The organism is Tateyamaria omphalii (genome assembly GCF_001969365.1).
Classification (GTDB): Bacteria; Pseudomonadota; Alphaproteobacteria; order Rhodobacterales; family Rhodobacteraceae; genus Tateyamaria; species Tateyamaria omphalii_A.
Genome location: NZ_CP019312.1, coordinates 1,176,939 through 1,201,086, shown reverse-complemented (window position 1 = coordinate 1,201,086; position 24,148 = coordinate 1,176,939). Strand labels below are relative to the sequence as shown.

23 protein-coding genes are annotated in these 24,148 nt (G+C 62.4%); 16 read left to right on the top strand and 7 right to left on the bottom strand.

What is annotated here, in order from left to right:
* Positions 1-73 precede the first annotated feature (73 nt).
* From BWR18_RS05955 to BWR18_RS05925, 7 genes are all read left to right on the top strand, one after another.
* Entirely contained in the window at positions 74-913 is an 840-nt protein-coding gene (locus BWR18_RS05955) for an AAA family ATPase (RefSeq protein WP_076627140.1), read from the top strand.
* A 192-nt stretch (positions 914-1,105) separates the two neighbouring features.
* Positions 1,106-1,561: a GNAT family N-acetyltransferase gene (locus BWR18_RS05950; RefSeq protein WP_076627139.1), complete on the top strand. Its 456-nt coding sequence runs from the start codon at positions 1,106-1,108 to the stop codon at positions 1,559-1,561.
* 5 nt (positions 1,562-1,566) lie between these two features.
* Entirely contained in the window at positions 1,567-2,925 is a 1,359-nt protein-coding gene (locus BWR18_RS05945) for a DUF2927 domain-containing protein (RefSeq protein WP_076630153.1), read from the top strand.
* Between the two features lie 34 nt (positions 2,926-2,959).
* A complete protein-coding gene (locus BWR18_RS05940) occupies positions 2,960-3,130 on the top strand; it encodes an apolipoprotein acyltransferase (RefSeq protein ID WP_076627138.1) in 171 nt (56 codons plus the stop codon).
* A 1-nt stretch (position 3,131) separates the two neighbouring features.
* Positions 3,132-4,319 (top strand): vWA domain-containing protein, encoded by a 1,188-nt coding sequence (locus tag BWR18_RS05935; RefSeq protein WP_076627137.1) that lies wholly within the window; start codon positions 3,132-3,134, stop codon positions 4,317-4,319.
* Between the two features lie 38 nt (positions 4,320-4,357).
* A complete protein-coding gene (locus BWR18_RS05930; RefSeq protein ID WP_076627136.1) occupies positions 4,358-5,521 on the top strand; it encodes a cytochrome P450 in 1,164 nt (387 codons plus the stop codon).
* 40 nt (positions 5,522-5,561) lie between these two features.
* Positions 5,562-6,257 carry a M48 family metallopeptidase gene (locus BWR18_RS05925; RefSeq protein ID WP_076627135.1) on the top strand — a complete coding sequence of 232 codons (696 nt, stop codon included), beginning with the start codon at positions 5,562-5,564 and terminating at the stop codon, positions 6,255-6,257.
* Here the strand turns inward: BWR18_RS05925 and BWR18_RS05920 are convergent.
* The 4 genes from BWR18_RS05920 to BWR18_RS05905 form a co-directional block, all read right to left on the bottom strand.
* The gene (locus BWR18_RS05920; RefSeq protein ID WP_076627134.1) at positions 6,254-6,802 is read right to left on the bottom strand and encodes an RSP_2648 family PIN domain-containing protein; all 549 of its coding nucleotides are present in this window, start codon (positions 6,800-6,802) and stop codon (positions 6,254-6,256) included. The two genes, BWR18_RS05925 and BWR18_RS05920, sit on opposite strands and share 4 nt — an antisense overlap.
* On the bottom strand, positions 6,799-8,007 hold the full coding sequence (locus BWR18_RS05915; RefSeq protein ID WP_076627133.1) for an RSP_2647 family RNA methyltransferase: 1,209 nt from the start codon (positions 8,005-8,007) through the stop codon (positions 6,799-6,801). The genes BWR18_RS05920 and BWR18_RS05915 overlap by 4 nt, the downstream gene beginning before the upstream one ends.
* A gap of 76 nt (positions 8,008-8,083) precedes the next feature.
* Positions 8,084-8,359, bottom strand: coding sequence for a hypothetical protein (locus tag BWR18_RS05910; protein WP_076627132.1), 276 nt, complete (start codon positions 8,357-8,359; stop codon positions 8,084-8,086).
* Positions 8,359-11,106 (bottom strand): glutamine-synthetase adenylyltransferase, encoded by a 2,748-nt coding sequence (locus BWR18_RS05905; RefSeq protein WP_076627131.1) that lies wholly within the window; start codon positions 11,104-11,106, stop codon positions 8,359-8,361. Before BWR18_RS05905 ends, BWR18_RS05910 begins: the two co-directional genes overlap by 1 nt.
* Positions 11,107-11,182: 76 nt before the next feature.
* Here BWR18_RS05905 and BWR18_RS05900 point away from each other — a divergent pair, with 76 nt between their 5' ends.
* The 4 genes from BWR18_RS05900 (at position 11,183) to BWR18_RS05885 (ending at position 13,592) form a co-directional block, all read left to right on the top strand.
* Positions 11,183-11,650 (top strand): YbaK/EbsC family protein, encoded by a 468-nt coding sequence (locus BWR18_RS05900; RefSeq protein WP_076627130.1) that lies wholly within the window; start codon positions 11,183-11,185, stop codon positions 11,648-11,650.
* Positions 11,651-11,790: 140 nt separating this feature from the next.
* A complete protein-coding gene (locus tag BWR18_RS05895) occupies positions 11,791-12,198 on the top strand; it encodes a DUF2852 domain-containing protein (RefSeq protein WP_076627129.1) in 408 nt (135 codons plus the stop codon).
* A gap of 66 nt (positions 12,199-12,264) precedes the next feature.
* Complete coding sequence (locus BWR18_RS05890) at positions 12,265-12,699, top strand: RDD family protein (protein WP_254684938.1); 435 nt, start codon at positions 12,265-12,267, stop codon at positions 12,697-12,699.
* A 68-nt stretch (positions 12,700-12,767) separates the two neighbouring features.
* Positions 12,768-13,592 (top strand): arginyltransferase, encoded by an 825-nt coding sequence (locus tag BWR18_RS05885; RefSeq protein ID WP_076627127.1) that lies wholly within the window; start codon positions 12,768-12,770, stop codon positions 13,590-13,592.
* Positions 13,593-14,029: 437 nt separating this feature from the next.
* Here BWR18_RS05885 and BWR18_RS05880 read toward each other — a convergent pair whose 3' ends face one another.
* The 3 genes from BWR18_RS05880 to BWR18_RS05870 form a co-directional block, all read right to left on the bottom strand.
* Complete coding sequence (locus BWR18_RS05880) at positions 14,030-16,384, bottom strand: TRAP transporter large permease subunit (RefSeq protein ID WP_076627126.1); 2,355 nt, start codon at positions 16,382-16,384, stop codon at positions 14,030-14,032.
* A 72-nt stretch (positions 16,385-16,456) separates the two neighbouring features.
* The gene (locus tag BWR18_RS05875) at positions 16,457-17,413 is read right to left on the bottom strand and encodes a TRAP transporter small permease subunit (RefSeq protein WP_172839362.1); all 957 of its coding nucleotides are present in this window, start codon (positions 17,411-17,413) and stop codon (positions 16,457-16,459) included.
* 112 nt (positions 17,414-17,525) lie between these two features.
* Entirely contained in the window at positions 17,526-18,611 is a 1,086-nt protein-coding gene (locus tag BWR18_RS05870) for a TRAP transporter substrate-binding protein (RefSeq protein ID WP_076627125.1), read from the bottom strand.
* Between the two features lie 283 nt (positions 18,612-18,894).
* Here BWR18_RS05870 and BWR18_RS05865 point away from each other — a divergent pair, with 283 nt between their 5' ends.
* From BWR18_RS05865 to BWR18_RS21585, 5 genes are all read left to right on the top strand, one after another.
* Positions 18,895-20,304 (top strand): cache domain-containing protein, encoded by a 1,410-nt coding sequence (locus BWR18_RS05865; protein ID WP_076627124.1) that lies wholly within the window; start codon positions 18,895-18,897, stop codon positions 20,302-20,304.
* The gene (locus BWR18_RS05860; RefSeq protein WP_076627123.1) at positions 20,301-20,945 is read left to right on the top strand and encodes a response regulator transcription factor; all 645 of its coding nucleotides are present in this window, start codon (positions 20,301-20,303) and stop codon (positions 20,943-20,945) included. Before BWR18_RS05865 ends, BWR18_RS05860 begins: the two co-directional genes overlap by 4 nt.
* A 60-nt stretch (positions 20,946-21,005) precedes the next feature.
* Entirely contained in the window at positions 21,006-21,770 is a 765-nt protein-coding gene (locus BWR18_RS22250) for a methyl-accepting chemotaxis protein (protein WP_172839361.1), read from the top strand.
* 282 nt (positions 21,771-22,052) lie between these two features.
* Positions 22,053-23,804 carry an acetolactate synthase 3 large subunit gene (locus BWR18_RS05850; protein ID WP_076630151.1) on the top strand — a complete coding sequence of 584 codons (1,752 nt, stop codon included), beginning with the start codon at positions 22,053-22,055 and terminating at the stop codon, positions 23,802-23,804.
* Entirely contained in the window at positions 23,801-24,127 is a 327-nt protein-coding gene (locus BWR18_RS21585; RefSeq protein WP_157598663.1) for a hypothetical protein, read from the top strand. The genes BWR18_RS05850 and BWR18_RS21585 overlap by 4 nt, the downstream gene beginning before the upstream one ends.
* Positions 24,128-24,148: the final 21 nt, after the last annotated feature.

The window sequence follows — 24,148 nt, the reverse complement described above, 5'->3', positions numbered from 1 at the left end:
TCACTACCCATTCCCGCCCCAGATTGGCTAAAAGCTGCGTGATGAACAGATTGCCGCAACAGGATGAAGACACATGAAATTCCAGGGCACCGACGCCTATGTCGCAACCGACGACCTGACCATCGCCGTGAACGCGGCCGTCACACTTGAACGGCCTCTGCTGGTCAAGGGCGAGCCCGGCACCGGCAAGACGGAACTCGCCAAACAGGTCGCCCGCGGCCTTGGCCTGCGCCTGATCGAGTGGAACATCAAGTCCACCACGCGCGCGCAGCAAGGCCTGTATGAATATGATGCCGTCAGCCGCCTGCGCGACAGCCAGCTGGGCGAGGACAAGGTCCACGATGTCGGCAACTACATCAAAAAGGGCAAGCTCTGGGAGGCGTTCGAAGCGGACGAAAAAGTGGTCCTGCTGATCGACGAGATCGACAAGGCCGACATCGAATTTCCCAACGACCTGCTGCAGGAACTCGATAAGATGGAGTTCTTTGTTTATGAAACAGGCGCCACGATCCAAGCCCGTCAGCGCCCCGTCGTGATCATCACCTCCAATAACGAAAAAGAACTCCCCGACGCCTTCCTGCGCCGCTGTTTCTTCCACTACATCCGCTTTCCTGACATGGACACGATGAAGCAAATCGTGGCCGTGCATCACCCCGGCATCAAGGAAAGCCTACTGGCCACAGCCCTCACCCAGTTTTTCGAAATCCGCGATCAACAGGGGCTCAAGAAAAAGCCCTCGACCTCCGAAGTGCTCGACTGGCTCAAGCTGCTTCTGGCCGAGGATATGAGCGCCGAAGACCTGAAATCCGACGGCGTCTCCGCCCTGCCCAAGCTGCACGGCGCGCTTTTGAAAAACGAGCAGGACGTGCACCTGTTCGAGCGGCTGGCCTTCATGGCACGCGGCCAGCGCTGACGTCACAGCGACTTGCGTAAGCCCCCGACCCAAAAGGCGAGTCTTTTGGGTCACAATCCGCGCACGCCCCGGGAACCCATCGAATTTAAAGACAAAAAGTCTTTCTTTTGCCTGAATTGCTCCATACCTTGACCGAGATGAGAGGCGAAAACGCCCGCATCCAAAATGCTAAAAGGCAGGCAGGCAGTAAAAATGACAGGTTCAGACGCACTTATTGTGCGCCCTCTTATCTCGTCGGATCGGTCCGCGTGGCATGAACTGTGGGCGGCGTATCTCGCCTTTTACGAGACATCGCGTCCAAAAGAAGTCTTTGACACCTATTTCGATCGCTTGTTGGGCAACGATCCCCAAGATTTCAATGCATTGATTGCCGAGATAGACGGCAGACCTGTCGGCCTCGCCCATTACCTGTTTCACCGCCATGGCTGGAACGTCGAAAACGTCTGCTACCTGCAAGACCTCTATGCAGACCCGGCCGTGCGCGGCCGCGGCATCGGACGCGCGCTGATCGAGGGCGTCTATGCCGCCGCTGACGCGGTCGGAGCCCCGTCGGTCTATTGGCTGACCCAGGATTTCAACACGCAGGCCCGCAAGCTGTATGACCGCGTGGGCAAGCTGTCTCCCTTCATCAAGTACGAACGGGGATGACACGGATGCGTCGCTTTGCTTTGCCCCTCGTTCTGTTGCTCAATGCCTGTGCGCCCGTCACACCCGGCGACACCCCGACACGCGCCCTGCCCGCCAGCAGTGACCTGCCGCCGATGAAGACATTCGGTGCACCGCGCCCCGTGCAGCCAGTCCGGTCGAACAACGACTTGGCGTTGGATTTCATCGAACTGAGCTTCCAATTGGAATCAGGCCGCGCCCTGCCTGTCTTCACCCGGTTCGAAGGACCTATTTCGGTCCGCGTGACCGGCAAACCGCCCGCCTCGCTTGGCACCGACCTGCGCCGCCTGATGCACCGCTTGCGGACCGAAGCACATATCGACATTTACGAAGCAGCGCCCGGCAACGCGGCAAACATCACCATCGAAGCGGTGTCGCGCAGCGATATCCGCAAGGCGCTGCCCCACGCCGCCTGTTTCGTGGTGCCCAACATTACGACGATCTCGGAATACAAGCCCAACCGCCGCACGCCCCGCACCAGTTGGTCAAACCTGCGCACCCGTGAACGGCTGGCGATCTTCCTGCCCAATGACGCAAGCCCGCAAGAGGTCCGCGACTGCCTGCACGAGGAACTGGCGCAGGCCATCGGTCCGCTCAACGACCTCTACCGCCTGCCCGACAGCGTGTTCAATGATGACAACGTGCACACGGTTCTGACCGGCTTCGACATGCTGATGCTCAAGGCGTATTATTCCCCCGAACTGCGCTCCGGCATGACGCGCGGCCAGGTGGCGCAGCGCTTGCCCCAGATCCTTGCCCGCATCAATCCCGGTGGTGAAAACCTGCCCGCAAACTATGCCACCCGCACGCCTCGCGCCTGGAGCGAGGCGGTGCAAACAGCGCTGGGTCCGGGGGCTACGACCGGACAGCGCCGGGACGCCGCCGAACGCGCGCTGGACATCGCACAGGCCATGGGCTGGCGCGATCACCGCCGCGCCTTTGCCCATTACGCCAATGGCCGCCTGCTGCTCGCAAGTGACCCGAAAGCCGCGCAGTCCCATTTCCGCGCCGCCGACCAATTCTATGCCGCGACCCCCGGTGCCGATCTGCACCGCGCCTATGTCGCCACCCAATTGGCCGCCTATGCCATCAGTCGGGGCGACGGCGACACCGCCATGGTCACGCTCGCCCCCCATATCGACCGGGCCGCCCGCAACGAAAACGCGGCGCTTCTGTCGACCCTTCTGCTGCTGCGCGCCGAAGCGCTGGACCTGCAAGGCCGCGCCGCCGAGGCACGCACCGTCAGGCTGGACAGCCTGGGGTGGGCGCGCTACGGATTCGGCTCTGATTGGGCGGTGCGGGCCAAGCTGCGGGAAATATCTTCCCTGAGCCCGCTCAAAGGCTGAACTTGCCGCCCCAAAGTATTGAGAGGCAAGGCAAATGATCGTAATCGTGGCGGCCCTATCGGGCGCTTTGATCGGCGGCTACACGGCAAGCAAGCGCAAGGGAAACAGGCTCGACATCCTGCAATACGCGGCGGGCTACGCGCTGGCCTTTGTCATTGTGGGCATGGTCGCCACCGTTCTGATCGACCGCGCGATGCGAGGCTGACATGTTCCTGCCCTTCTTCGAAAGCCTGCGAAAGAACGGCGTGCCGGTCAGCTTGCGCGAGTTCCTTGTCTTTCTCGAGGGGATGAAAGCGGGTCTAGCGACCTATGATGTTGAGGCGTTCTACTACCTCGCCCGCGTCGCGATGGTGAAGGACGAGCGCAACATCGACAAGTTCGACCGCGCCTTCGCGGCCGCCTTTGAAGGGTTGGAGCAGATCAGCATCGACCAGGTTCTGGAGGCCGTGGACATCCCACAGGACTGGCTGGAAAAGCTGGCCGAAAGGCATCTGAGCGAGGAAGAACGCGCAGAGATCGAAGCCTTAGGAGGCTTCGATAAACTCATGGAAACACTCAAGAAACGGCTTGAGGAGCAGAAAGGCCGCCATCAGGGCGGCAACAAGTGGGTCGGCACCGCGGGCACTTCGCCCTTCGGCGCCTATGGCTACAACCCCGAAGGCGTGCGTATCGGCCAAGAGGAAAGCCGTCATCAGCGAGCTGTGAAAGTCTGGGACAAGCGTGAATTCAAGAACTTGGACGACACAGTTGAACTCGGCACGCGCAACATCAAGGTCGCGCTCAAACGCCTGCGCCGCTGGGCGCGCGATGGTGCAACCGAAGAGCTGGACCTGAACGGCACCATTCGGGCCACGGCTGAACATGGCTATCTCGATGTCAAAACCCGCCCCGAGCGGCGCAATGCTGTCAAAGTGCTGCTGTTCCTTGATGTCGGCGGATCAATGGACCCCCACGTGAAAATCGTGGAAGAGTTGTTCTCGGCCGCGAAATCCGAGTTCAAGCATTTCGAATATTTCTACTTCCACAACTGCCTTTATGAAGGTGTCTGGCGCGACAACCGCCGCCGTTGGGACGCGCAGACACCCACACACGAGGTGCTGCGCACCTACGGCCCCGACTACAAGTGCATCTTTGTCGGTGACGCCAGCATGTCCCCATACGAGATCGCCTATCCCGGTGGCGCCAACGAACACTGGAACAAGGAAGCGGGCCAGGTCTGGCTCTCCCGTGCGCGCGATCAGTGGGCGTCGAACCTGTGGATCAACCCGGTGCCCGAAAAATACTGGGGCTACACCCACTCAATCGCCATGATCCAGGAGATCTTTGGGAAGGATGCCATGGTCCCGATGACGCTCGAAGGTCTCAGCCGCGGCATGCGCGCACTCACGCGATAAGCCTTTTTGGTTACAAACGGCGCGTGTAGCGTCACCATATGTCATCCGCACCCACCGTCCACATCGACCCGGCCGCCTTTCACGCCGACCCCTACCCGACCCTTGCGGCCATGCGTCAAAACGCACCCGTATGTTATGTGCCGGAAATGGGCGCCACGCTGTTCACCCGTCGCGACGACGTTTTTCGCGAGGAAAAGCGCGTCGATCTGTTTTCGAGCCACCAACCGAACGGCCTCTTGACCAAGGTCATGGGCAGCAACCTGATGCGCAAAGACGGCGAAGCGCATATGCGCGAGCGCAAGGCGCTCTTTCCCGCGCTCAGCCCCCGCACAGTGCGCGACGTGCTTGGACCCAAGTTCCGCGAGATAGTACAAGGACATATCGACGGGCTGCAGCCCTTGGGCGCGTGCGATCTGGTCACGGACTACGCGATGCCCGTCTCCGCCGACGCGCTGCGCCTGATAACGGGCCTGACCAATATGGAAGCGGCAGAGATGGACGCCGCAAGCCAGGCCATGCTCGACGCCGCCGCCAACTACCAGCGCGACCCGGAGGTTGACCGGCTGGGCTACGGCTATGCCGACCACGTGCTGGACTTGATCAAGGAACGTCTGCCGCAACTGCGCGCCGCCCCCGACATGTCCATCATCTCCGTCCTCGATCAGGCGGGGCTAACGCTGGACGAGATTGCCGGCAATGTCCGCGTTATCATCGGCGGCGGACAGAACGAACCGCGTGACGCGATTGCGGGCACTGCCTGGGCGCTCCTGACCCACCCCGACCAATACGCTATGATGGCGAACGGCACGGCAGACTGGAACGCCGCCTTCGACGAATATGTGCGGCTCGTGGCGCCCATCGGCATGTCACCGCGCCGGGTCGCACGGCCCGACCGCGCCTGCGATGTCGAATTCAACGCCGATGAGTTGATTTTCTTCATGTTCGGCTCCGCCTGCCGGGATGCGGACCACTTTACCGATCCCAACGCCTATGACCTGACGCGCAACACCGGCCCCGCGATCCCCTTCGGCGCGGGCCCGCACTTTTGCGCAGGGGCCGCCGCCTCCCGCGCCCTCATCGCGGGACACGCTTTGCCCATGCTGTTTGACCAATTGCCGAACCTGCGCCTGACCGACGATGTGACCTTTGCCGGATGGGCCTTTCGCGGGCCACTGTCCGTTCCTGTCGCGTGGGACATTTGAGCGGCTTGCCCTACCCCCGTTTCAGCCCCATATCCCACTCATGATCAAATTTGCACCGATCCTCCTGGCTCTCGTCTACGGGCTGGCCATGTACCGCTTTTCCGTCTGGCGCACCTCGCGCGAGCTTGATGAGAAATCGACCGAGCTGGCTGACCCGATGCTGCGCCAGATGTGCGACCAGATGGCCGCCGCCCTCGATCTGGACCGGATCCGCGTGCACATTTACGAGATTGACCCGGTGAATGGCCTCGCAGCCCCCGATGGGCGTATCTTCATCACGCGCGGGTTCTACAACAAGTTCCGGCAGGGGGCCGTGTCTGCGGCAGAAATGGCCAGCGTGATCGCACATGAGTTGGGCCACGTCGCCTTGGGGCACAGTCGTAGGCGAATGATCGACTTTTCGGGGCAGAACGCCCTGCGCACCGCACTCGCGATGGTTCTGTCGCGCTTTATCCCTGGTATCGGCGTGCTGATTGCCAACGCGCTCACCACATTGCTGGCCGCACGTCTGTCGCGCAGTGATGAATACGAGGCCGACGCCTATGCCGCCGCCCTGCTGACCAAGGCCGGGATCGGGATCGCACCGCAAATCTCGCTGTTTGAGAAGCTGGAGCAACTGACCAAGTCAAACTCCGGTGCGGTGCCTGCGTGGTTGATGAGCCACCCCAAGACCAAGGAACGGATCAAGGCACTGGAAGAGCTTGAAGCGAAGTGGACGCAAGTTCCCGCCCCCTAACCGTGCCGCTCCAGCGCTTTGCCCAACCGCGGCAGGCGCGCCTTCTTCATCAGGCCGCGCATCGTCCAGTCGTCCGCCGACAGGCGGCGCGCCTCGGCCAGAACACTGCCGGCGGCAGCGTGGACTGGTCCGGGTTGCGCCTCAAAACACCCCAGCAGAAACCCATCGGGATCCGCGCGCGAAAGACCCTCTTCAGCAAGGATCTGGCGCGGGAAGTCCTTGGCATTCGACGTCAGGATGATGTCGGACGACCCTGCGATGGCAGCAGCCAGAACATGCACATCGGCAGGGTCAGGCAACCACAGCCGCTGTTCCAACTCGGATGGGTAACGCACGTTGGCGCGGTACCATGTGGCCGACAGCAAGGCAATTTCACCCCGTGCTTGCGCCTCACCCTCGGGGCCAAGTCGGGCGGCGGCGCGGGCCCATTCCTCAAGGATGCGATCCGACCATTGCGGCTGGAACAGACCTGCCGCAGCCACGCCCAACACCACCTCGCGCATCACCGTCGGATACAGCACATTTGCGTCGATCAGCACCTTCATAGCCGGAAGAACAGCGCCTTGAGGTAGCCGCTTTCGGCCAGTTGCGGCAGTTGCGGATGGTCAGGCCCGGCAAAGCCGGTATGCAGCAGCGCAGGCGCGCGCCCGGCCCGCCCGATCCCGCGAACCGACGCAGTGCGGAACTTCGACAAATCGGCAGCATGCGAACAGCTGCACAGCCCCAGAATGCCACCCTCCGCGACCAGCGGCGCAGCCAGCCGTGCGATGCGTTCATAGGCGCGCAGCCCGGCATCCAGCGCCTGTTTCGATGGCGCAAAGGCTGGCGGATCGCAGACCACCACATCGAACTGCGCCTCCTCCTCCTGCAACGCGCTCAGCACGTCAAAGGCGTCACCCTGGCGCGCGGCAAACCTGTCGCTGACGCCCATGGCCACTGCCCCCTGCCCGGCCAGATCAAGCGCGGCTGCCGACCCGTCAACGCAGGTCGCATGACCCGCACCGCCCGCCAACGCCGCAAGGCCGAACCCGCCCACATGGGAAAACACGTCCAGAACCCGCGCACCCTGCGCCACCGATTGCGCAAAGGCGTGGTTGGGCCGCTGGTCAAAGAACAGGCCGGTCTTCTGTCCGCCGGCCACATCGGCCATGTAGGTGGCCCCGTTCATCGGCACCGGGATCGGCGCCTGCGGCATCTGTCCCGCCAGAACCTCGGTCTGATCATCCAGCCCTTCGAGTGCGCGCGTCCGACCGCTCGCGTTCTTGATCAGATGGCTCACGCCGACGACCTCCAGCAGCACCGACGCCAGCAGGTCCAGATGCGCCTCCGCCCAAGCCGCGTTCGGCTGGATAACGGCGAGGTCACCAAAGCGGTCGATGATGACGCCAGGCAGGCCATCGGCCTCTGCGTGGATCAGCCGGTAAAATGGCGCATCGAAAAGACGCTCTCTCAAGGCCAGCGCACGCGAAACCCGTGCCGCGACCCAATCCCGGTTCACCTGCATCGCAGGGTCGCGGTCCAGGACCCGCCCGACAATCTTCGACAGCGGATTGATCGCCACAAGGCCCAGGGGGCTGCGGTTGGCATCTTCTAGAACGGCCAGCGTTCCAGGCGCCAGCGCCTTGGTCCGGCGGTCAAGAACCACCTCGTTGGCGTAGACCCAGGGAAATCCGTGGCGAATGCGGCGCGCATCCGTCTTGGGGCGCATGCGCAAAACGGGGCGATCGGATGTGGGGGAGGATGCAGTCATGGCGCCACCCTCTAATCACAATGGCGCGTCTGCGAAAGGTCGGAATCCCTGCGACTGGGCCACCGCGCGCGACAGACTAAGCATCGCGCGCACGACTGCGCCATCCGCCACGGCGGCGCGGCTGGCCGATCCGTTCCAACCCTTCCGTCAGCGTCTGGGTCATCGGGTGATCCGGAAAGTCGACCGCATATTGCCGCAGCAGGGCCGCGATCAGGTCGGCAGGCACATGGGTGCCCGGCACACTCAACGCCCAGTCAAGGAAAATGGTCCGGCATTCGGGGGCCGAGATACCGTCGATCCGGTACGCCTCAAAGATCAGGCCCTTGGGGTCCAACTCATCACCTTTTTGCATCACTCTGCCGTCCCTACCGCATTCCCAATGATGTGCGCCGCCCGGTCTGTCGCGCGCGTCAACCTGCCTTCGGCCGCGTCACGCCTGTCACAGCCGACCGCACGCAGCAGCACGTCCCGCCCCCCTGCTCCCAACGCGTCAAGGTCAACGGCCTCCGTGCTGAGCAGGCGCGAGGCGATCTGCACGGCCCAGAGTAGCGCATGGGTCTGCGCCAGATGTTGCGCATCTGCGTCGTTCAGAACGCCCGCCGCGACACAGGCGTTCAACCCCGCACGCACACCAGAACGCACCTCATCCGTGAGCACGGCACCGGTTTGCGCCAAGAGTTCTATATCCTGCAAGCGGCCCGGCCCGATCTTGGCGTCCCAGATCGACGCAGGTTGCCGCGCTGACGCGATCCGCGCCCGCATGTCGGCCAATTCCGCAAGGACCTCGGCCCTGTCGCGCGGCTGGCGCAGGATGTCCTGGCGAAACCGGCCGATGTCCTTGGCCAGCGCGTCCGGCCCCGCCACCACCGTCGCCCGCACCAGCGCCAGATGCTCCCACAACCACGCATCTTCGCGCTGGTAGCGTTGGAAGGCGGGCCAGCTTGTTGCCACCGGCCCTTGGTTGCCCGATGGACGCAAGCGCATATCGGCCTCGTACAACCGGCCCTGCGATGTCTGCGTGGTGATCGCGGTGATCATGGCCTGCGTCAGGCGGGCATAGTAGCTGCCCGGGAGCAACGGTCGTTTCCCGTCCGATTGCTCAGCATCCAGCGGGTCATAGACGACAATCAGGTCCAGATCGGATTGCGGCGTCAGATGCCCGGCCCCCAGACTGCCCATGCCAAGGATAACGCCACCGCGCCCGGGCGGCGGGCCGTGACGCTGGGCGAACTGGGCCTGCACCTCCGGCCACAAAGCCGCAATGCTGGCGCGGGCCAGATCGCTGTACTGCTTGCCCGCCTCGATGGCCGAAGTCAGCTGCCGCAAATGATGCACGCCCACGCGAAAGTGCCACTCCTTGGCCCAGGCACGAATGGCATCCAGCTTGGCCTCGTAATCCGCTTCTGCCGCGAGGCGGGCAACGGCCATCTCGGTCAATGCAGCCTGCCCCGGCCACGGGTCAAAGAAACTACCCCCAATGACGGCATCCAGAACAGGCGCATTGCGCGACAGATACTGCGCCAGCGCAGGCGACGTGCCAACAATATCGACCAGCAGATCGACAAGCTGCGGGTTCGCTTCGAACAGCGAAAACAGCTGCACACCCGCTGGCAGACCGGCGAGGAACCCGTCAAAGGCGGCCAGCGCCTCCTGCGGCTTGGTGGCGGCCCCCAAGCGCTCCACCAACATGGGCTCGATCCGGTCAAACAGCGCCGCACCGCGGGCACTGCGCAGCGCGGGGTAGTTGCGCCAGCGCGATTGCATGGCGGCATCCAGCGCCACCACCGGCGTGGGTTCCGACGCATCAGGGGCAAAGAACCCTTCGGTTTCTGTATGTACGGCGGACAGGCGGTCGCGCAATTCGGTCTCAAGTGTCGCACGGTCCGTACCCATCATCGCCGCCAACCGCTCAAACCCCTCATCGCTGCTCGGTAACTTGTGGGTCTGCGCGTCACGCTGCATCTGCACCCTGTGTTCCACCGTGCGGGCAAAGCGGTAGTGGTCGATCAGCATGTCGCGCGTGCCTGCCGTCACCCATTCCTTCTCGGCCAGCCGCTGCAAGCCGGTGACGGTGTCGCGCACGCGCAGATCAACATCGCGCCCGCCCGCAATCAACTGGCGGGTCTGGGTGAAAAACTCGATCTCGCGAATGCCACCGCGCCCCAGCTTCATGTCATGACCGGGCAAGGTGATCGGACCGCCCGTGCCCTTGTGGGCCCGAATGGCCAGACGCATGTCATGCGCATCCTGCACCGCGGCGAAATCAAGGTGGCGGCGCCAGACAAACGGGCGCAACTCCGTTAGAAAGGCCTCGCCCGCCGCGATGTCCCCGGCGCAGGGCCGCGCCTTGATGTAGGCCGCCCGCTCCCATGTCCGCCCCAGGCTTTCGTAATACCGCTCCGCCGCCCCGGCAGACAAAACGACCGGGTTCACCGACGCGTCGGGACGCAGCCGTAAATCGGTGCGAAAGACATAGCCATCCGATGTCAGATCACTCAGCAGCTTGCACATGTCCTGCACCGCCCGCACACAGGCCTTGCGCACGGCTGCATAGTCCGCGGGGTCATGGCGCGTCTCGTCAAACAGGCAGATCAGGTCAATGTCCGAGGAGTAGTTCAGCTCGCCCGCGCCCATCTTGCCCATGGCAAGAACAAACAGGCCGACGTCGGTATCCGGCAGCTTGCCCCGGCGGACCTGTTCCGCCAGCGCAGCGGTCAGGGCCACGTCGCATGCCATATCGGCCAGCTGCGTGAGCGCACCTGTCACCTCTTCCAGGGACCACGCCCCGGCCAGATCCGCCAATCCGGCCAACAGCGCCACCCGGCGCTTGGCCTGCCGCAAAACCGGCTTCAGTGCATTCAGATCCGGCTGGGGCGGCGACAACACCTGCGCCAAAGCCGCGCTTGCGTCATCCACGGCATCCGCCAGCCACGCGGCCTCCTTCTCGATCAGACCAGCCAGAAAAGGGCTGCACCCCGCCGCACCGACAAGCACGTCGCGCATCGCGCTCGTGACCTCTGGCACTGCGGCGGCCGCCGCCTGCCCCCGTTCAGCATCAAAGGGGCGCGGGACGCGGAGGATATGATCGGCCAGACGCATGCGCGCACCATCAAAGGCGCATCAAGGCGCGTCAATGCCCCTTGCACATGTCAGGCACTCGGGACAGGCTCGCGCCATGAGCAAAAGCCTGAAACGCGTCCGCGCCGCCCTTGAGGCCGCGAGCATCGACACCAAGATCATGGAAACACCGCTGGCCCGCACGGCGGCGGATGCCGCATCGGCTATTGGTTGCGAGATCGACCAGATCGCCAAATCCATCATTTTCCGGGGGCAAGACAGCGGAACGGCCATCCTGTTCATCACTGCGGGCGGCAACACGGTCGATGCCGCCAAGGCTGCCCTGATCGCGGGCGAAGAGTTGGGCAAAGCTGACGCAGCCCTGATCCGTGCGCAAACAGGGTTTGCCATCGGGGGCGTTGCCCCGGTTGGTCACATCAACCCAATCCGGGCGTTTTTCGACCCGAGGTTGCGCGATTTCGATGCCATTTGGGCTGCTGCTGGCACGCCGCATCATGTCTTTCGCGCCAATCCGCAGGATTTACTTCAGCTTTCCTGCGCACAAACATCTGATTTTACGACCTAAAATCACTTTATGTGAAAAAGGTTTACATCAGCCCTTGCAACGTCGGGCCATAACCCCAATCTTAGGGATGTGAAACGGCTTCACATACAGTCACACAACATCACCGGGGCGCCGACCCCGCCTTTGCGAAAGGTTTGAAAATGACGTCCATGTCCACCACTGCCCCCGCCCAACACAGCGCTGGCGGCTGGTTTTCCAAGACCGAACGCTGGCTCGACGAACGCGGCAAGGGTGCCTGGATCGCGGCCATGGTCCTCGGTTTCATCTTTTTCTGGCCCATCGGCCTCGCCCTGCTGGCCTACATGATCTGGAGCAAACGCATGTTCTCGAAATCCTGCACGCCGCGCCGCATGGGCGGTGCGATGACCACGATGCGCTCGACCGGTAACTCGGCCTTCGACGCCTACAAGGCCGACACGCTGCGCCGCCTGGAGGAAGAGCAGCACAACTTCGAGGCCTTCCTCGAGCGTCTGCGCGAAGCCAAGGACAAGGCCGAGTTCGACCAGTTCATGGACGAACGCGCCAACGCCGCCAAATCTGAAGACTGATTACAGCGTGAACATTGTGGCTCCGGAGCGATCCGGGGCCACATGTCTGTATTTCCGGAGCCCCCCATGCACCTGGCCGATCCGATCACCCAGCCGCAGTTTTACCGCGATGTCGCGGGCAAACGGTTCATGGCGTGGATCGTGGACACGATCATCATCGCCCTCTTCAGCCTGCTGATCGTCCCCTTCACCGCGTTTCTGGCGCTCTTTGTGTTCATGGGGCTCTACGCAGTGGTCAGCTTCATATACCGCACCATCACGCTCGCCACCGGTTCGGCAACATGGGGGATGCGCCTGATGGCCATTGAACTGCGCGACGCCTCCGGCGCTCGCTTCGATCTGGGCCAGGCCTTCCTGCACACGCTGGGCTATACGGTCAGCTGGGCCGTCGCGCCGCTGCAGCTGGTTTCCATTGTGCTGATGGCCACGTCGAACCGCGGCCAGGGATTGACCGACATCGTCATGGGCAGCGCAGCGCTGAACCGTCGCGCGCGCGCTTGACGGAACGTTACACACTTGTCAGCACAATTGGCGCTGGTATCATCCGATCAAAGATATATTGGACCGAGATGCGCCACACGCTTCCCCTTGCTCCGCAGTTCTATGTGACTGCCCCACAGCCCTGCCCGTATCTTGACGGGCGGATGGAACGGAAGTTGTTTACTGCGCTTCAGGGCGAGAATGCCGAGAAACTGAATGACAGCCTGAGCCAACAGGGCTTTCGCCGCTCACAGAACGTGCTTTATCGCCCCTCCTGCGCGGATTGTTCGGCGTGCCTGTCGGCGCGCATAGATGTGTCGGCGTTCCAACCGTCGAAAAGCCAGAAGCGCACGATCAAGCGGAACGAAAACCTGGAGCGCCGCGCGACGTCGCCCTGGGCGACCGAGGATCAATACGCGCTCTTCCGCGACTATCTCGACAGCCGTCACGCCGATGGTGGGATGGCCGACATGGACGTGTTCGAGTTTGCCGCGATGATCGAGGAGACGCCGATCCGCAGCCGTGTGATCGAGTATCTGGACAAGACCTCGGGCGATCTGATCGGGGTGAGCCTCACGGACGTGCTCAGCGATGGGCTCAGCATGGTCTACAGTTTTTATGCCCCGGATATGCAGCGCCACTCGCTTGGGACCTACATGATCCTGGATCACGTTCAGATCGCGATCGAGGCGAACTTGCCCTATGTTTACCTGGGCTACTGGGTGCCGGGCAGTCAGAAGATGGGCTACAAATCCAAGTTTTCGGGGCTCGAAGTCTACCTCGGGGGGCGCTGGCAAAAGATGCGGGATCCGGAGAATTTCAGCCCGGATACGCACCCCCTGTCGACCGATCCGATTGCGGAGCAGGTGGCCAATATTTCGCTGCCCGATACACGGCCGACCCATAAGCCCTGAGGGGCTGTCCCACGCTGGGACAAGCGGTGATATCCGCGAAATCAATGGGTTATAGAAGCTTTTTTACGGGTTGTTAGGGATTTGCCCGGGCCGTTAAGCGGTCTGGGGCTCCGCCCATTCGGACCTCAAATGCCGCCCGTTCGGCAGGCAAACGCCCCACCGGGGCCTTTGCTGATCCGCCTCACCATTTGCCGCTGCGCGGACCGGTCTGGGGCTCCGCCCATTCTCAGGCGAAACTCTCCCCCGGAGAGTTTCCGGGACGCTTTTAGGGCTCCGCCCATTCGGACCTCAAATGCCGCCCCACGGCATTTGCCGCTGCGCGGACCGGTCCGAATTCTCTGGTTCAAAAAAATCCTGGGGGAGGCGCCAAAGGCGACGGGGGCAAAGCCCCCTCATAATGTCGTAAGGGCGGCCCCCGGGCCGCCCTTTCCGTTGGATCAGTTCGGGATCAGGTCCGGGATCAAGGTCACGATGCCAGGGAAGGTCCACAAGAGAGCCAAGCCCGCCACCTGGATCAGAACAAAGGGGATGATCCCGCGATAGATGTGGCCGGTCGTGACCTCTTTGGGTGCCACACCGCGTAAGTAGAACAGCGCAAAGCCAAACGGCGGCGTCAGGAAGGACGTTTGCAGGTTCACCGCGATCATGATCGTCACCCATTTCGGGTCGAACGTGCCGCCGTAGATCACCGGGCCCACGATCGGGATCACGATGTAGATGATCTCGAGGAAATCCAGAACGAAGCCCAGGATGAACAGCACCAGCATCACGATCAGGAAGACCGTGAATTCGTTGTCGAAGCTTTTCAGGAACTGCTGGATGTAATGCTCGCCCCCGAAGGAGATCACCACCAGGTTCAAAAGCTGCGAGCCGATCAGGATGGTAAAGACCATGGAAGTGACCTTGGCCGTTTCGCGTACCACCGGCGACAGAACGCCCGAGGTATACAGGATCCAGCACGAGAACAGCAGACCGAACACCGCGTAGAGATAGGCGCCATAGGCCACGAAGAAGGCGAACCAACTTTGGGCCGACACATCGTTCTGGTTGATCCGCAGGTCAAAGTTTACACCCACGAGGATACAGACAACGATGGCCAGGGTGGACCAGATGATCACCTTGGGGCTGCGGTCCATATCCGTCAGCTTGCGGTAGGCGGCGAGCATGATTGCCCCACCTGCCCCCAATGCGGCGGCGGGTGTCGGGTTGGTGATGCCGCCCAGGATCGAGCCGAGCACGGCGATGATCAGGATCAGCGGCGGGAACACGACGCGCACCAGTTCGTTCTTGGCGCAGCGTTTTACCCCTTCGACCACGCCGTAGAGGATCAGCGCAAACGGGATCACCATGATGAACACGTAGTAGCCCGCGCTGTTGAGCGGCCCGATCAGGATGATATCGGCCAGCAGCGCCAGCACGACCCCGATCCCGCCGATGATGAGCGGCTGGCTTTCACGGCTGGGCGCGATGCCCTTGGCCGTGGTCAGGATCAGGCCCAGCAGGATCAGCAGGATCGCCGTGCCCGTGCCGATGGGTGCGGCCCCGTCGACCTTGGCCTGAATGGCGTCTGTGATCTGCTCTTCCGAGAGCGCCTCGCTTTGCGTGGACACGCCCGAGGCGTCAATTTCGGCCTGTTGGGTGATGGCGGCATCCCACGCCTCTTGCCCGTGCAGTTCGATCATCGACGCCTGGCATTCCGGGCCCACATTGGTGCGCAAGTTGGCCGATGCCCCGACATCCGAGAAGGACGACACCGTGGTGGATTGGCTGCCCACGATGTTGAGGTTGCCCAGCAGGATGGTGCCCACGATGATCAGGACGGGCGCGCCCAGGAACCAGGTGAAGGCTTCGTTCCGGGTGATGGGTTCGGCGTTGGTGGCCCCCATTTCGACCGCCGGTGCCTTGTCCGGGTTCAGAAGGGCAAAGCCAAAGGCATAGAGCGCGTAGAGCAGCGCCAGCAGGATGCCCGGCAACAGCGCCGCCTGGAACAGGGTGCCCACGGACAGGACCGCAGGTTCCCCCAGATAGGTCAGCGCGTCGGTACAGCCCGCAAGCTGCGCGCGGTTTTCCTGTGCCGCGGAATAGAGATCACCCGCGAGCGTGCCCAGAAGCACGATCACGATGGAGGGCGGAATGATCTGCCCCAGCGTGCCCGATGCCGCGATCACGCCTGTCGCAATCTCGGGCGAGTAGTTGTTGCGCAACATGGTGGGCAGCGCGAGCAGCCCCATGGTCACGACCGTCGCGCCCACGATGCCCGTGGAGGCCGCAAGGAACGCGCCCACGACCACGATGGACACAGCCAGGCCCCCCGGCAGCGGGCCAAAGACCCGCGCCATGGTCGTCAGCAGGTCGTTGGCGATTTTCGACCGTTCCAGCGTGATCCCCATCAGGACGAACATCAGCACCGCCAGCAGCGTTTCAATCGACTGGCCCGCCAGCACCCGTTCGTTCATCCGGTTCACAACAAAGGAGACGTTCCGGTCCAGCGCCGTTTCCCAGCCCTGCGGAAACACCGGTTCGCCGATGCGCGGCAATTCGGGGTATCGGAAGATACTGATCGTATCTGGCCTGACCCCGGAATTCACCAGATCGCGGTAGGCTTGCGCGCTTTCGTCGATCGCCTGGTGGATCAGCAGCCCCGCACTGTCGAGTGCGGCGATGATCCCGAAGGAGATGACCCCGGCCCCCGCGATGGCGAACGCCACCGGAAAGCCGGAAAGAATGCCGCCGAAGAGGCAGATAAAGACGATGATCAGGCCGATCTCTACGCCATCAAGTCCAAACAACATGGGTCAGCCCTTACTTTAGGTCTTGGGCGTGCGGCGCACGCGTCTTGGGTGTGTGGGGGTGCAGATTGGTCATCAGTGCGTCCCCTCATAGGCTTCTTCGCCCTCGCCCAGCGTGTCGCGGTCGAGATACTTTCCTTCGCTTTCCTCGCCTTCCTTCCATTCCAGGTAGGAGCGGTAGAAGAACGCGATGGCGTGCAGGAAGACGAGCCCGGCAAAGGCCACCAGCAGGATCTTGAACAGGAAATAGCCGTTGAAGCCGTTGGGGCTGAACCCGATGGTTTCGACGTTCCAGCGCACCGCGCGGGCCGAGCGTTCTGCCCGCTCGAGGTCCCAGCTGGCCGCCGGTTTCGGTGTGACCAGGTGCCGCCAGAGGAAGTACCAGCCATACATCCAGATCAGCGTGGCCGAGGGTGCCATGAAGATGATGCAGCCGACCATGTCGATCACCCGCTTGGTCCGGTGCTTGACCGCCGAATAGACCAGGTCGACGCGGACGTGTCCGCCCTGCACAAACGTGTAGGTCACGCACATGCAGACCACGAGCGCGTTGTAGAGCTTGAGTTCCTCGGCGAACCACGAGATGTCGAATTGCAGCGGGATGCCGAAGCCGATGGAGATGTCGGGCCGGGTAAAGATCCGCTGCATGAAGACGATGATGATCTGCTGGATCACCATCAGGAGCCCTGCCCAGGCGAAGAAGCGCCCGGAGGTGTTGGCGATCCCCTCCATCACCCGCACGCAGCCCCACATGAATTCGTTGCGCCACAGACCGATGGCGGTGACCACCACGAGGACCGCGAGAATAGCAAAGAAGAACTCGACCGACCCGCCGTAGTAGACGAATTTCATCAGCGACAGCTTGTCTTCGTCCGTGTTGGCCCAGGTGACCCAGTCCAGCCATGACCCTGGATGCGTGATCGCGTAGGCGATGTTGTAGAAGGCCAGTGCGAGGTTCTGAAAGAACCACAGAACGCCGTCTACAATCGTTGCAAAGGTGCCCGCGGCGTCTGCCCCGTTCTCGTTTTCCATGGATGTGCCCCCTGCGAACCTGGCCGTTTGCGGGCCCGGGATCGCCTCAGTTCCTCACGTGGACCAGGGGCCCCGATCATCGGGGCCCCTGGTGGTTTTGGGTCGTGTCGGCTTAGCCGCCCAGCACGCGCACGCGCTGTTGGACGTAGTAGCCGTCGGATTTATTGATCCAGCTGGCCGAGGTGGCGAGGCTTTCTTCGAACGAGCCACGGATCTTGGCGAAAAGCTCGTCGCCCATGTTCTCGTCCATGACTTCGGCGGACGCGGTGCCGAACGCATCCCAGACGTCGTCGGAGAATTGCAGCGTCTTGACGCCCTGCTGTTGCAGACGGGCCAGGGCCGCACCGTTGTTGGCCAGTGTTTCGGCCAGCTGGAAGTACGTGGTCGCCTGGGCGGCGTGGCGCAGGATGGCCTGGTGCTGCGGCGTCAGGTCGTTCCAGACATCAAGGTTGACGTTGGCGGCCAGCGCCGAGCCCGGCTCGTGGAAGCCGGCGGTGTAGTAGACCTTGGCCACTTCCTGGAAGCCCGCGCGTTCGTCCGCCATGGGGCCAACCCACTCGAGCCCGTCGAGGGCACCGGAGGACAGCGCCTGATAGAGCTCGCCGCCGGGGATGTTCTGGACGGAGGCGCCCAGCTTGCCCAGCACCTTGCCGCCCAGGCCCGGCATACGGAACTTGAGGCCGTTGAAGTCGGCGGCCGAGTTGATCTCGTTGCGGAACCAGCCACCGGATTGCGACCCGGAGTTACCGGCCAGCAGACCCTTGAGGTTGAAGATCTCGCCCAGCTCGTCGTGCAGCTCCTGGCCGCCGCCGTGCTCGTACCAGTTGGTCACTTCCTGCGCGGTGCCACCGAAGGGCACGGCGGTGAAGTAGGCGTAGCCGGGGTGCTGACCGATGAAGTAGTAGTCGGCCGAGTGATACATGTCCGCCTGGCCCGACGACACGGCGTCGAACACTTCGAAGGCGCCCACAAGCTCACCGGGGGCTTTCTTCTCGATGGTCAGCTGACCATCGGACATTTCGCCCACGAATTGCTCCAGATAGCTGGCCGCGTCATCCAGAACCGCGAAGCCGCGGGGCCAGGATGTGACCATGGTCAGCGTGCGCTTGCCTTGCGCGTAGGCCGGTGCGGCCAGCGTCGTGGCGGCAGCGGCCGAACCACCCAATGCCGATGTCTTTAGAAAAGAACGACGATCCATAGAGATACTCCTCCCAATTATGATGCCCGTCCCCTCCCAGGGCGGGCGGATCGTTTCGAGTGCGGCCACACTAGCGATGGCGTCCGCGATGAAAATACCTAGTACTGCGTAGAAAGCTGGCAATTTGCCAATTTTGGTCAGGATTTTTCACCAATTTCACCCAAGCTTCACACGCGCATCGTGGCGCTGTCATCGTGTTAGCGCGACCAAAACGTGCCCTGCCCCTTTGATTCGAGCGTCATTCCGCGTATCGAATCATACTGTGCGTACTGCTTTTTCCCATATGCGCCTCAGCTATGCGCAAAAGCTGTCCCTTGTGGCGGCTGTGCCGCTGATCCTTGCGGTGGCGGCGATTGCCCTGCTTGTGGCCGGTCAGTCCCGGGCGCTGGCCGAACGGGAGATCCAGGCGTTGGAATCCCAGCTGATCGAGGCCAAGAAGCGCGAATTGCGCAATTACGTCACCCAGGCCCGCAACGGGTTCTACTTTATCTATGGCTCTGCCGCGCCCAACGATCAGGCCGCCAAGGACCAGGTGGCCCAGATCCTGTCGGCGATGATTTACGGGGATGAGGGGTTCTTTTTCGTCTATGATTATGACGGCACCAACCTTGTGAACCCGCGCCAGACCGGCATGATCAACCGCAACCACATGGACCTGACCGACAGCGACGGCACGCCCGTCGTGGCCCGGTTGATCGAGATTGCGCGTCAGGGCGACGGGTATCTGACCCATCTGTGGCCCAAGCCATCGAGCGGGCAAGAGGCCGAGATGATCACCTATGTCACGTCCTTCCCGTCCTGGCGGTGGGCCGTGGGGACGGGCGTGTTCATTGACGATGTCCTGACGTCGGTCGCCGAGGCGCGCGCGGATGTGGAGACGCGGGTGCAGCGCACCTTCTACTATATATCCGGCATTACCCTGGCCGCTCTGCTTATGGTGTTCGGGTCCGGCATGGCGCTGAACATCCGCGAGCGGCGGCTGGCGGATGCCAAGCTGAAGAAGCTGACCCAGCGCGTGTTCGACGCACAGGAAGAAGAGCGCGGGCGTGTGGCGCGCGAGTTGCATGACGGGATCAGCCAGATCCTTGTGGGCGTCCGCTATGCGCTCGACAGCGCGCGCCGCCGTCTGGACAAGGGCAGCGGCGACCCGACCACGCCGCTGACCCAAGGCATCGAGAACCTGGGCACCGCCATTTCCGAGGTGCGCCGGATCAGCCGCGACCTGCGCCCCGGCGCGCTGGATGATCTGGGCCTTGGCCCTGCGCTGAAGGCGCTGGTCGAGGATTTCGCGGCGCGCACCGGGGTGGAGACCGAGTTTAACACGGTCGTCTTCCGCAACCGTCTGGATCAGGACGCCAAGACTGCGCTGTACCGTATCGCGCAGGAGGCGCTGACCAATATCGAGCGCCACGCGGCAGCGAGCCACGTGTCCGTCGACATTCGCGGCCACAAGCGCGGTGCGACCTTGCGCATTTCGGACAATGGTGTGGGCGTGGACCAGACGCTGAGCCGCCGATCCTCTGGCATCGGGTTGCGCAACATGCAGGAGCGTGTCGAACAGCTGGACGGTGCCTTGCGCATTCTGTCGGGTGCCGGCCCTGCTGGCGGCACCGTGATCGAGGCGACTGTCCCCCTGACCCACCTGTTGCCGCCCGAAGCCACGACGACCAAGAAGGAGCGCGTGCGCGCATGACCAATACGATCCGTGTTCTGATTGTCGATGATCATCCGATGGTGGCCCAGGGCATCCAGTCGGTGCTGGAAGATCAGGACGGCATTTCCGTTGTCGGCACGCTGAGCAATGGCCGCATGGTGATTGACCAGCTGGACCGGTTTGACCCGGACGTGATCCTGATGGATCTGAACATGCCGGAAATGGGCGGGCTGACCGCCACCGAACTGGTGCTGGAGAAGCGCCCCGGCACGCGGATTTTGATCCTGTCGATGCATGACAGTCCGGAATACATCTCGTCCGCGTTGAGCCATGGGGCGATGGGATATGTTTTGAAGGACGTCCCCACCGAGGAGATTGCGGAAGCCGTCGAGACGGTGATGAAGGGCGAGCGGTATCTGTGCACCGGCGCCGAGGGCGCGATTGCGCCCAAGCGGTCGGACACGGCGGGCGCGCTGACGGGGCGTGAGCAGACGATCCTGTTGCAACTGGCGCAGGGTCTGTCCAACAAGGAGGTGGCAAATGCGCTGGATATTTCCGTTCGGACGGTCGAGACGCATCGCAAGAACATCAAGCGCAAGCTGGGCATTTCATCGACCGCCGGTCTGACCCGCTATGCGCTGGAGCATGGGGTGTTGCAGGGCACGGGAAACGCGCTGTGACGCGGTGAAGATAACCATTTCTACATCTCTGGCTGGCAAAGGGAATGTATGGTGTATCCCTTGCCTCAGACGACGCGCGCCGTTGAAACGGATGCGGAGCGTTTTGCCCAACGCAGGTTGGCGATTGATCTGATTGCCACGACACGCGCCCGTGCGATCCGCGCCGCGCTGTTCGGCAGCTACCTGTTTCGGGTCAATCCGCTGGGTCCGGAGGATGCGGAGAGGCGCGCGCAATGGCGCGTCATATTGCGCGAACAGTATGATGCGATGGCCCGCTCTGCGGCGCTGGTGCAGGGCAGCGACCCGCTGCATGTCATTCCGGACTGGGTGTGCACATGGATCGGCCAGCACGGGACCCAGAACCCGGAATGCGTAGCCGCGTTTGTCGAGATGCGCGACCTGACCCATGACGTGGTTCTGGCGGCAGACGGCGATGATGTTCGACAGATGCGCGACGCATTGGCGGAACATCTGCGTGTGGGCCGCGGTGGTTTCTTTGAAAATGTGACCGAGTTTTGCGACGGGCTGTGGGCCAATCTGGATGCCACCCGACATCAGGAGGTGGAACATGCCGCCGCCGCCGGTCGGGCCATCACCCAGACGCTGGGCCGCCTGGAGCAGATCGGCAAGCATGTGCGGCTGGTGTCGCTGAATGCGTCCGTGGAGGCGGCGCGCGTCGGGGATGCGGGCCGTGGGCTGGGCGTGATCGCCGTCGAGTTCAAGACGCTGGCAGAAGAGATTCAGGTGCTTGCCACCACCGCCCGCCGCGACATTGCCGCGATGACCGGTCAAAGGGACGCCACCGGGATGGGCGAGCGTCGCTGAATTCAGTTCGTTTCGATGGGGCACCCTGTGGCGCAAGATAATTGCGCATTTTTCCAATCTCAGGACAGTTTTTTCTGGGATTCGGCTGTTGACGCCCTTTCGGACCACGCATAATGTCCGCCCACGCATTCAAGGACCTTTGGCTATGACAAACCTAGTCGTCATCGTAGTGGACACGCGCATGGGCCGGTAACGGAACTCCAGACCGAGACCCATGCGCCCCCGAAACCCGGGGGTTTTTTTATGCGCAACGACAAACCGCAACATCGGAGCACGCGGAACATGACACGTCAAATGACCGGAGCGAAAATGGTCGTCCAAGCCCTGATTGATCAGGGTGTGGACACGGTATTCGGATATCCCGGTGGCGCGGTGCTACCGATCTACGACGAGATCTTTCAGCAGAACGCGATCAAGCACATCCTGGTGCGCCATGAACAGGGTGCCGTGCACGCCGCCGAAGGGTATGCGCGCGCCACGGGCAAGCCGGGCGTATGCCTTGTGACCTCCGGTCCCGGTGCGACGAATGCGGTGACGGGGCTGACGGATGCGCTGATGGATTCGATCCCGATCATCGTTCTGACGGGCCAGGTGCCCACGTTCATGATCGGGTCGGACGCCTTTCAGGAGGCCGACACCGTTGGCATCACCCGCCCCTGCACCAAGCACAACTGGCTGGTGAAGGAAACCGACCGGCTGCCCGGCGTCATGCACGAGGCGTTTCACGTCGCAACCGCGGGCCGTCCCGGCCCCGTGCTGGTCGACATTCCGAAGGACGTGCAGTTCGCCACCGGGACGTATCAGGCGCCCAAGCCGTCGACCTCGCATTACCAGCCGCAGGTCAAGGGCGACATGGAGGCGATCACCGAACTGGTCGCGGCCATCGAGACGGCCAAGCGCCCGATCTTCTATACTGGTGGCGGCGTGATCAACTCCGGGCCGGGCGCCAGCCAGCTTTTGCGCGAATTGGTGGATGCGACAGGCTTTCCCATCACCTCGACCCTGATGGGTCTGGGCAGCTACCCCGCGTCGGGCAAGCATTGGATGGGCATGCTGGGTATGCACGGGCTGTATGAAGCCAACATGGCGATGCATGACTGCGATCTGATGATCAATATCGGCGCGCGCTTTGATGACCGGATCACGGGGCGCATCGACGCGTTCAGCCCGAAGTCGAAGAAAGCGCATATCGACATCGACCCGTCCTCGATCAACAAGGTGATCAAGGCGGATATCCCCATCGTGGGTGATGTGGGTCACGTGCTGGAAGACATCCTGAAGGTCTGGAAGTCGCGCGGGCGCAAGACCAATCAGGCGGCGCTGGCGCAGTGGTGGTCGAAGATCGAGGAATGGAAGGCTGTCGATTGCCTGAAGTTCGAACAGACCGGCAAGACCATCAAGCCGCAACACGCGCTGGCAAGGCTTGAGGCGCTGACCAAGGATCACGACCGTTACATCTGTACCGAGGTGGGCCAGCACCAGATGTGGGCGGCGCAATATCTGGGATTTGAGGATCCGAACCGCTGGATGACATCCGGGGGCTTGGGCACGATGGGCTATGGCTTTCCCGCATCCATCGGGGTGCAAATGGGCCACCCGGAGGCGTTGGTGATCAACGTGGCGGGCGAGGCGTCGTGGCTGATGAACATGCAGGAGCTTGGCACGGCGATGCAGTTCAACCTGCCGGTCAAACAGTTCATCCTGAACAACGAACGGCTGGGTATGGTGCGCCAGTGGCAGGAATTGCTGCACGGCGAGCGCTATTCGCATTCCTGGTCTGAAAGCCTGCCCGATTTTGTGAAATTGGCCGAAGCGTTTGGGGCCAAGGGCATATTGTGTTCGGACCCCGATGATCTGGATGACGCGATCATGGAGATGATCAACCATGACGGTCCGGTTCTGTTCGACTGTCTGGTGGAAAAGCACGAGAACTGCTTCCCCATGATCCCGTCGGGCAAGGCCCATAACGAGATGCTGCTGGGCGAAGCCGAGACGCAGGGTGTGATTGATGCTAAGGGAAGTGTGTTGGTATGAAACGCGCGCTTTTTCTGTGTGCTGTAACCGCAAGCGTCGTTCTAGCTGCTTGCGAAGCTCCGGTGACAGAACCAGCGATGCAAATCGAACGCTTAGCCAGCGTAAATCTCAGCGATGAAGGCCAGCGGAAGTACCAGGAATTCCGGGAAATCGCGACGGTTTACAGCGCAATGTATGTAACGACGGATGGAGTTGGCGGAGGCCGCGCTTGGGGACGTTTGAGCCTTGAAGAAAGCAAGCAACTGGCACTTGAACAATGCCGCAAGTTCAATTCAGGACGCTCTTGTATATTGTACGCTGTCGCCGTTCCAACGAATGAGTAAAAGCGCTTCACGCAAGCAGCC

Excerpts from the sequence above, each read along its gene's own strand:
- BWR18_RS05880 (WP_076627126.1), bottom strand. The coding sequence starts at position 16,384 with ATGTTGTTTGGACTTGATGGCGTAGAGATCGGCCTGATCATCGTCTTT.
- BWR18_RS05860 (WP_076627123.1), top strand. The coding sequence starts at position 20,301 with ATGACCAATACGATCCGTGTTCTGATTGTCGATGATCATCCGATGGTG.
- BWR18_RS05920 (WP_076627134.1), bottom strand. The coding sequence starts at position 6,802 with ATGAAGGTGCTGATCGACGCAAATGTGCTGTATCCGACGGTGATGCGC.
- BWR18_RS05895 (WP_076627129.1), top strand. The coding sequence starts at position 11,791 with ATGACGTCCATGTCCACCACTGCCCCCGCCCAACACAGCGCTGGCGGC.
- BWR18_RS05900 (WP_076627130.1), top strand. The coding sequence starts at position 11,183 with ATGAGCAAAAGCCTGAAACGCGTCCGCGCCGCCCTTGAGGCCGCGAGC.
- BWR18_RS05925 (WP_076627135.1), top strand. The coding sequence starts at position 5,562 with ATGATCAAATTTGCACCGATCCTCCTGGCTCTCGTCTACGGGCTGGCC.
- BWR18_RS05950 (WP_076627139.1), top strand. The coding sequence starts at position 1,106 with ATGACAGGTTCAGACGCACTTATTGTGCGCCCTCTTATCTCGTCGGAT.
- BWR18_RS05910 (WP_076627132.1), bottom strand. The coding sequence starts at position 8,359 with ATGCAAAAAGGTGATGAGTTGGACCCCAAGGGCCTGATCTTTGAGGCG.
- BWR18_RS05940 (WP_076627138.1), top strand. The coding sequence starts at position 2,960 with ATGATCGTAATCGTGGCGGCCCTATCGGGCGCTTTGATCGGCGGCTAC.
- BWR18_RS05905 (WP_076627131.1), bottom strand. The coding sequence starts at position 11,106 with ATGCGTCTGGCCGATCATATCCTCCGCGTCCCGCGCCCCTTTGATGCT.
- BWR18_RS21585 (WP_157598663.1), top strand. The coding sequence starts at position 23,801 with ATGAAACGCGCGCTTTTTCTGTGTGCTGTAACCGCAAGCGTCGTTCTA.
- BWR18_RS05870 (WP_076627125.1), bottom strand. The coding sequence starts at position 18,611 with ATGGATCGTCGTTCTTTTCTAAAGACATCGGCATTGGGTGGTTCGGCC.
- BWR18_RS05935 (WP_076627137.1), top strand. The coding sequence starts at position 3,132 with ATGTTCCTGCCCTTCTTCGAAAGCCTGCGAAAGAACGGCGTGCCGGTC.
- BWR18_RS05865 (WP_076627124.1), top strand. The coding sequence starts at position 18,895 with ATGCGCCTCAGCTATGCGCAAAAGCTGTCCCTTGTGGCGGCTGTGCCG.
- BWR18_RS05955 (WP_076627140.1), top strand. The coding sequence starts at position 74 with ATGAAATTCCAGGGCACCGACGCCTATGTCGCAACCGACGACCTGACC.
- BWR18_RS05850 (WP_076630151.1), top strand. The coding sequence starts at position 22,053 with ATGACACGTCAAATGACCGGAGCGAAAATGGTCGTCCAAGCCCTGATT.
- BWR18_RS05930 (WP_076627136.1), top strand. The coding sequence starts at position 4,358 with ATGTCATCCGCACCCACCGTCCACATCGACCCGGCCGCCTTTCACGCC.
- BWR18_RS05875 (WP_172839362.1), bottom strand. The coding sequence starts at position 17,413 with ATGGAAAACGAGAACGGGGCAGACGCCGCGGGCACCTTTGCAACGATT.
- BWR18_RS05885 (WP_076627127.1), top strand. The coding sequence starts at position 12,768 with ATGCGCCACACGCTTCCCCTTGCTCCGCAGTTCTATGTGACTGCCCCA.
- BWR18_RS05945 (WP_076630153.1), top strand. The coding sequence starts at position 1,567 with ATGCGTCGCTTTGCTTTGCCCCTCGTTCTGTTGCTCAATGCCTGTGCG.
- BWR18_RS05890 (WP_254684938.1), top strand. The coding sequence starts at position 12,265 with ATGCACCTGGCCGATCCGATCACCCAGCCGCAGTTTTACCGCGATGTC.
- BWR18_RS05915 (WP_076627133.1), bottom strand. The coding sequence starts at position 8,007 with ATGACTGCATCCTCCCCCACATCCGATCGCCCCGTTTTGCGCATGCGC.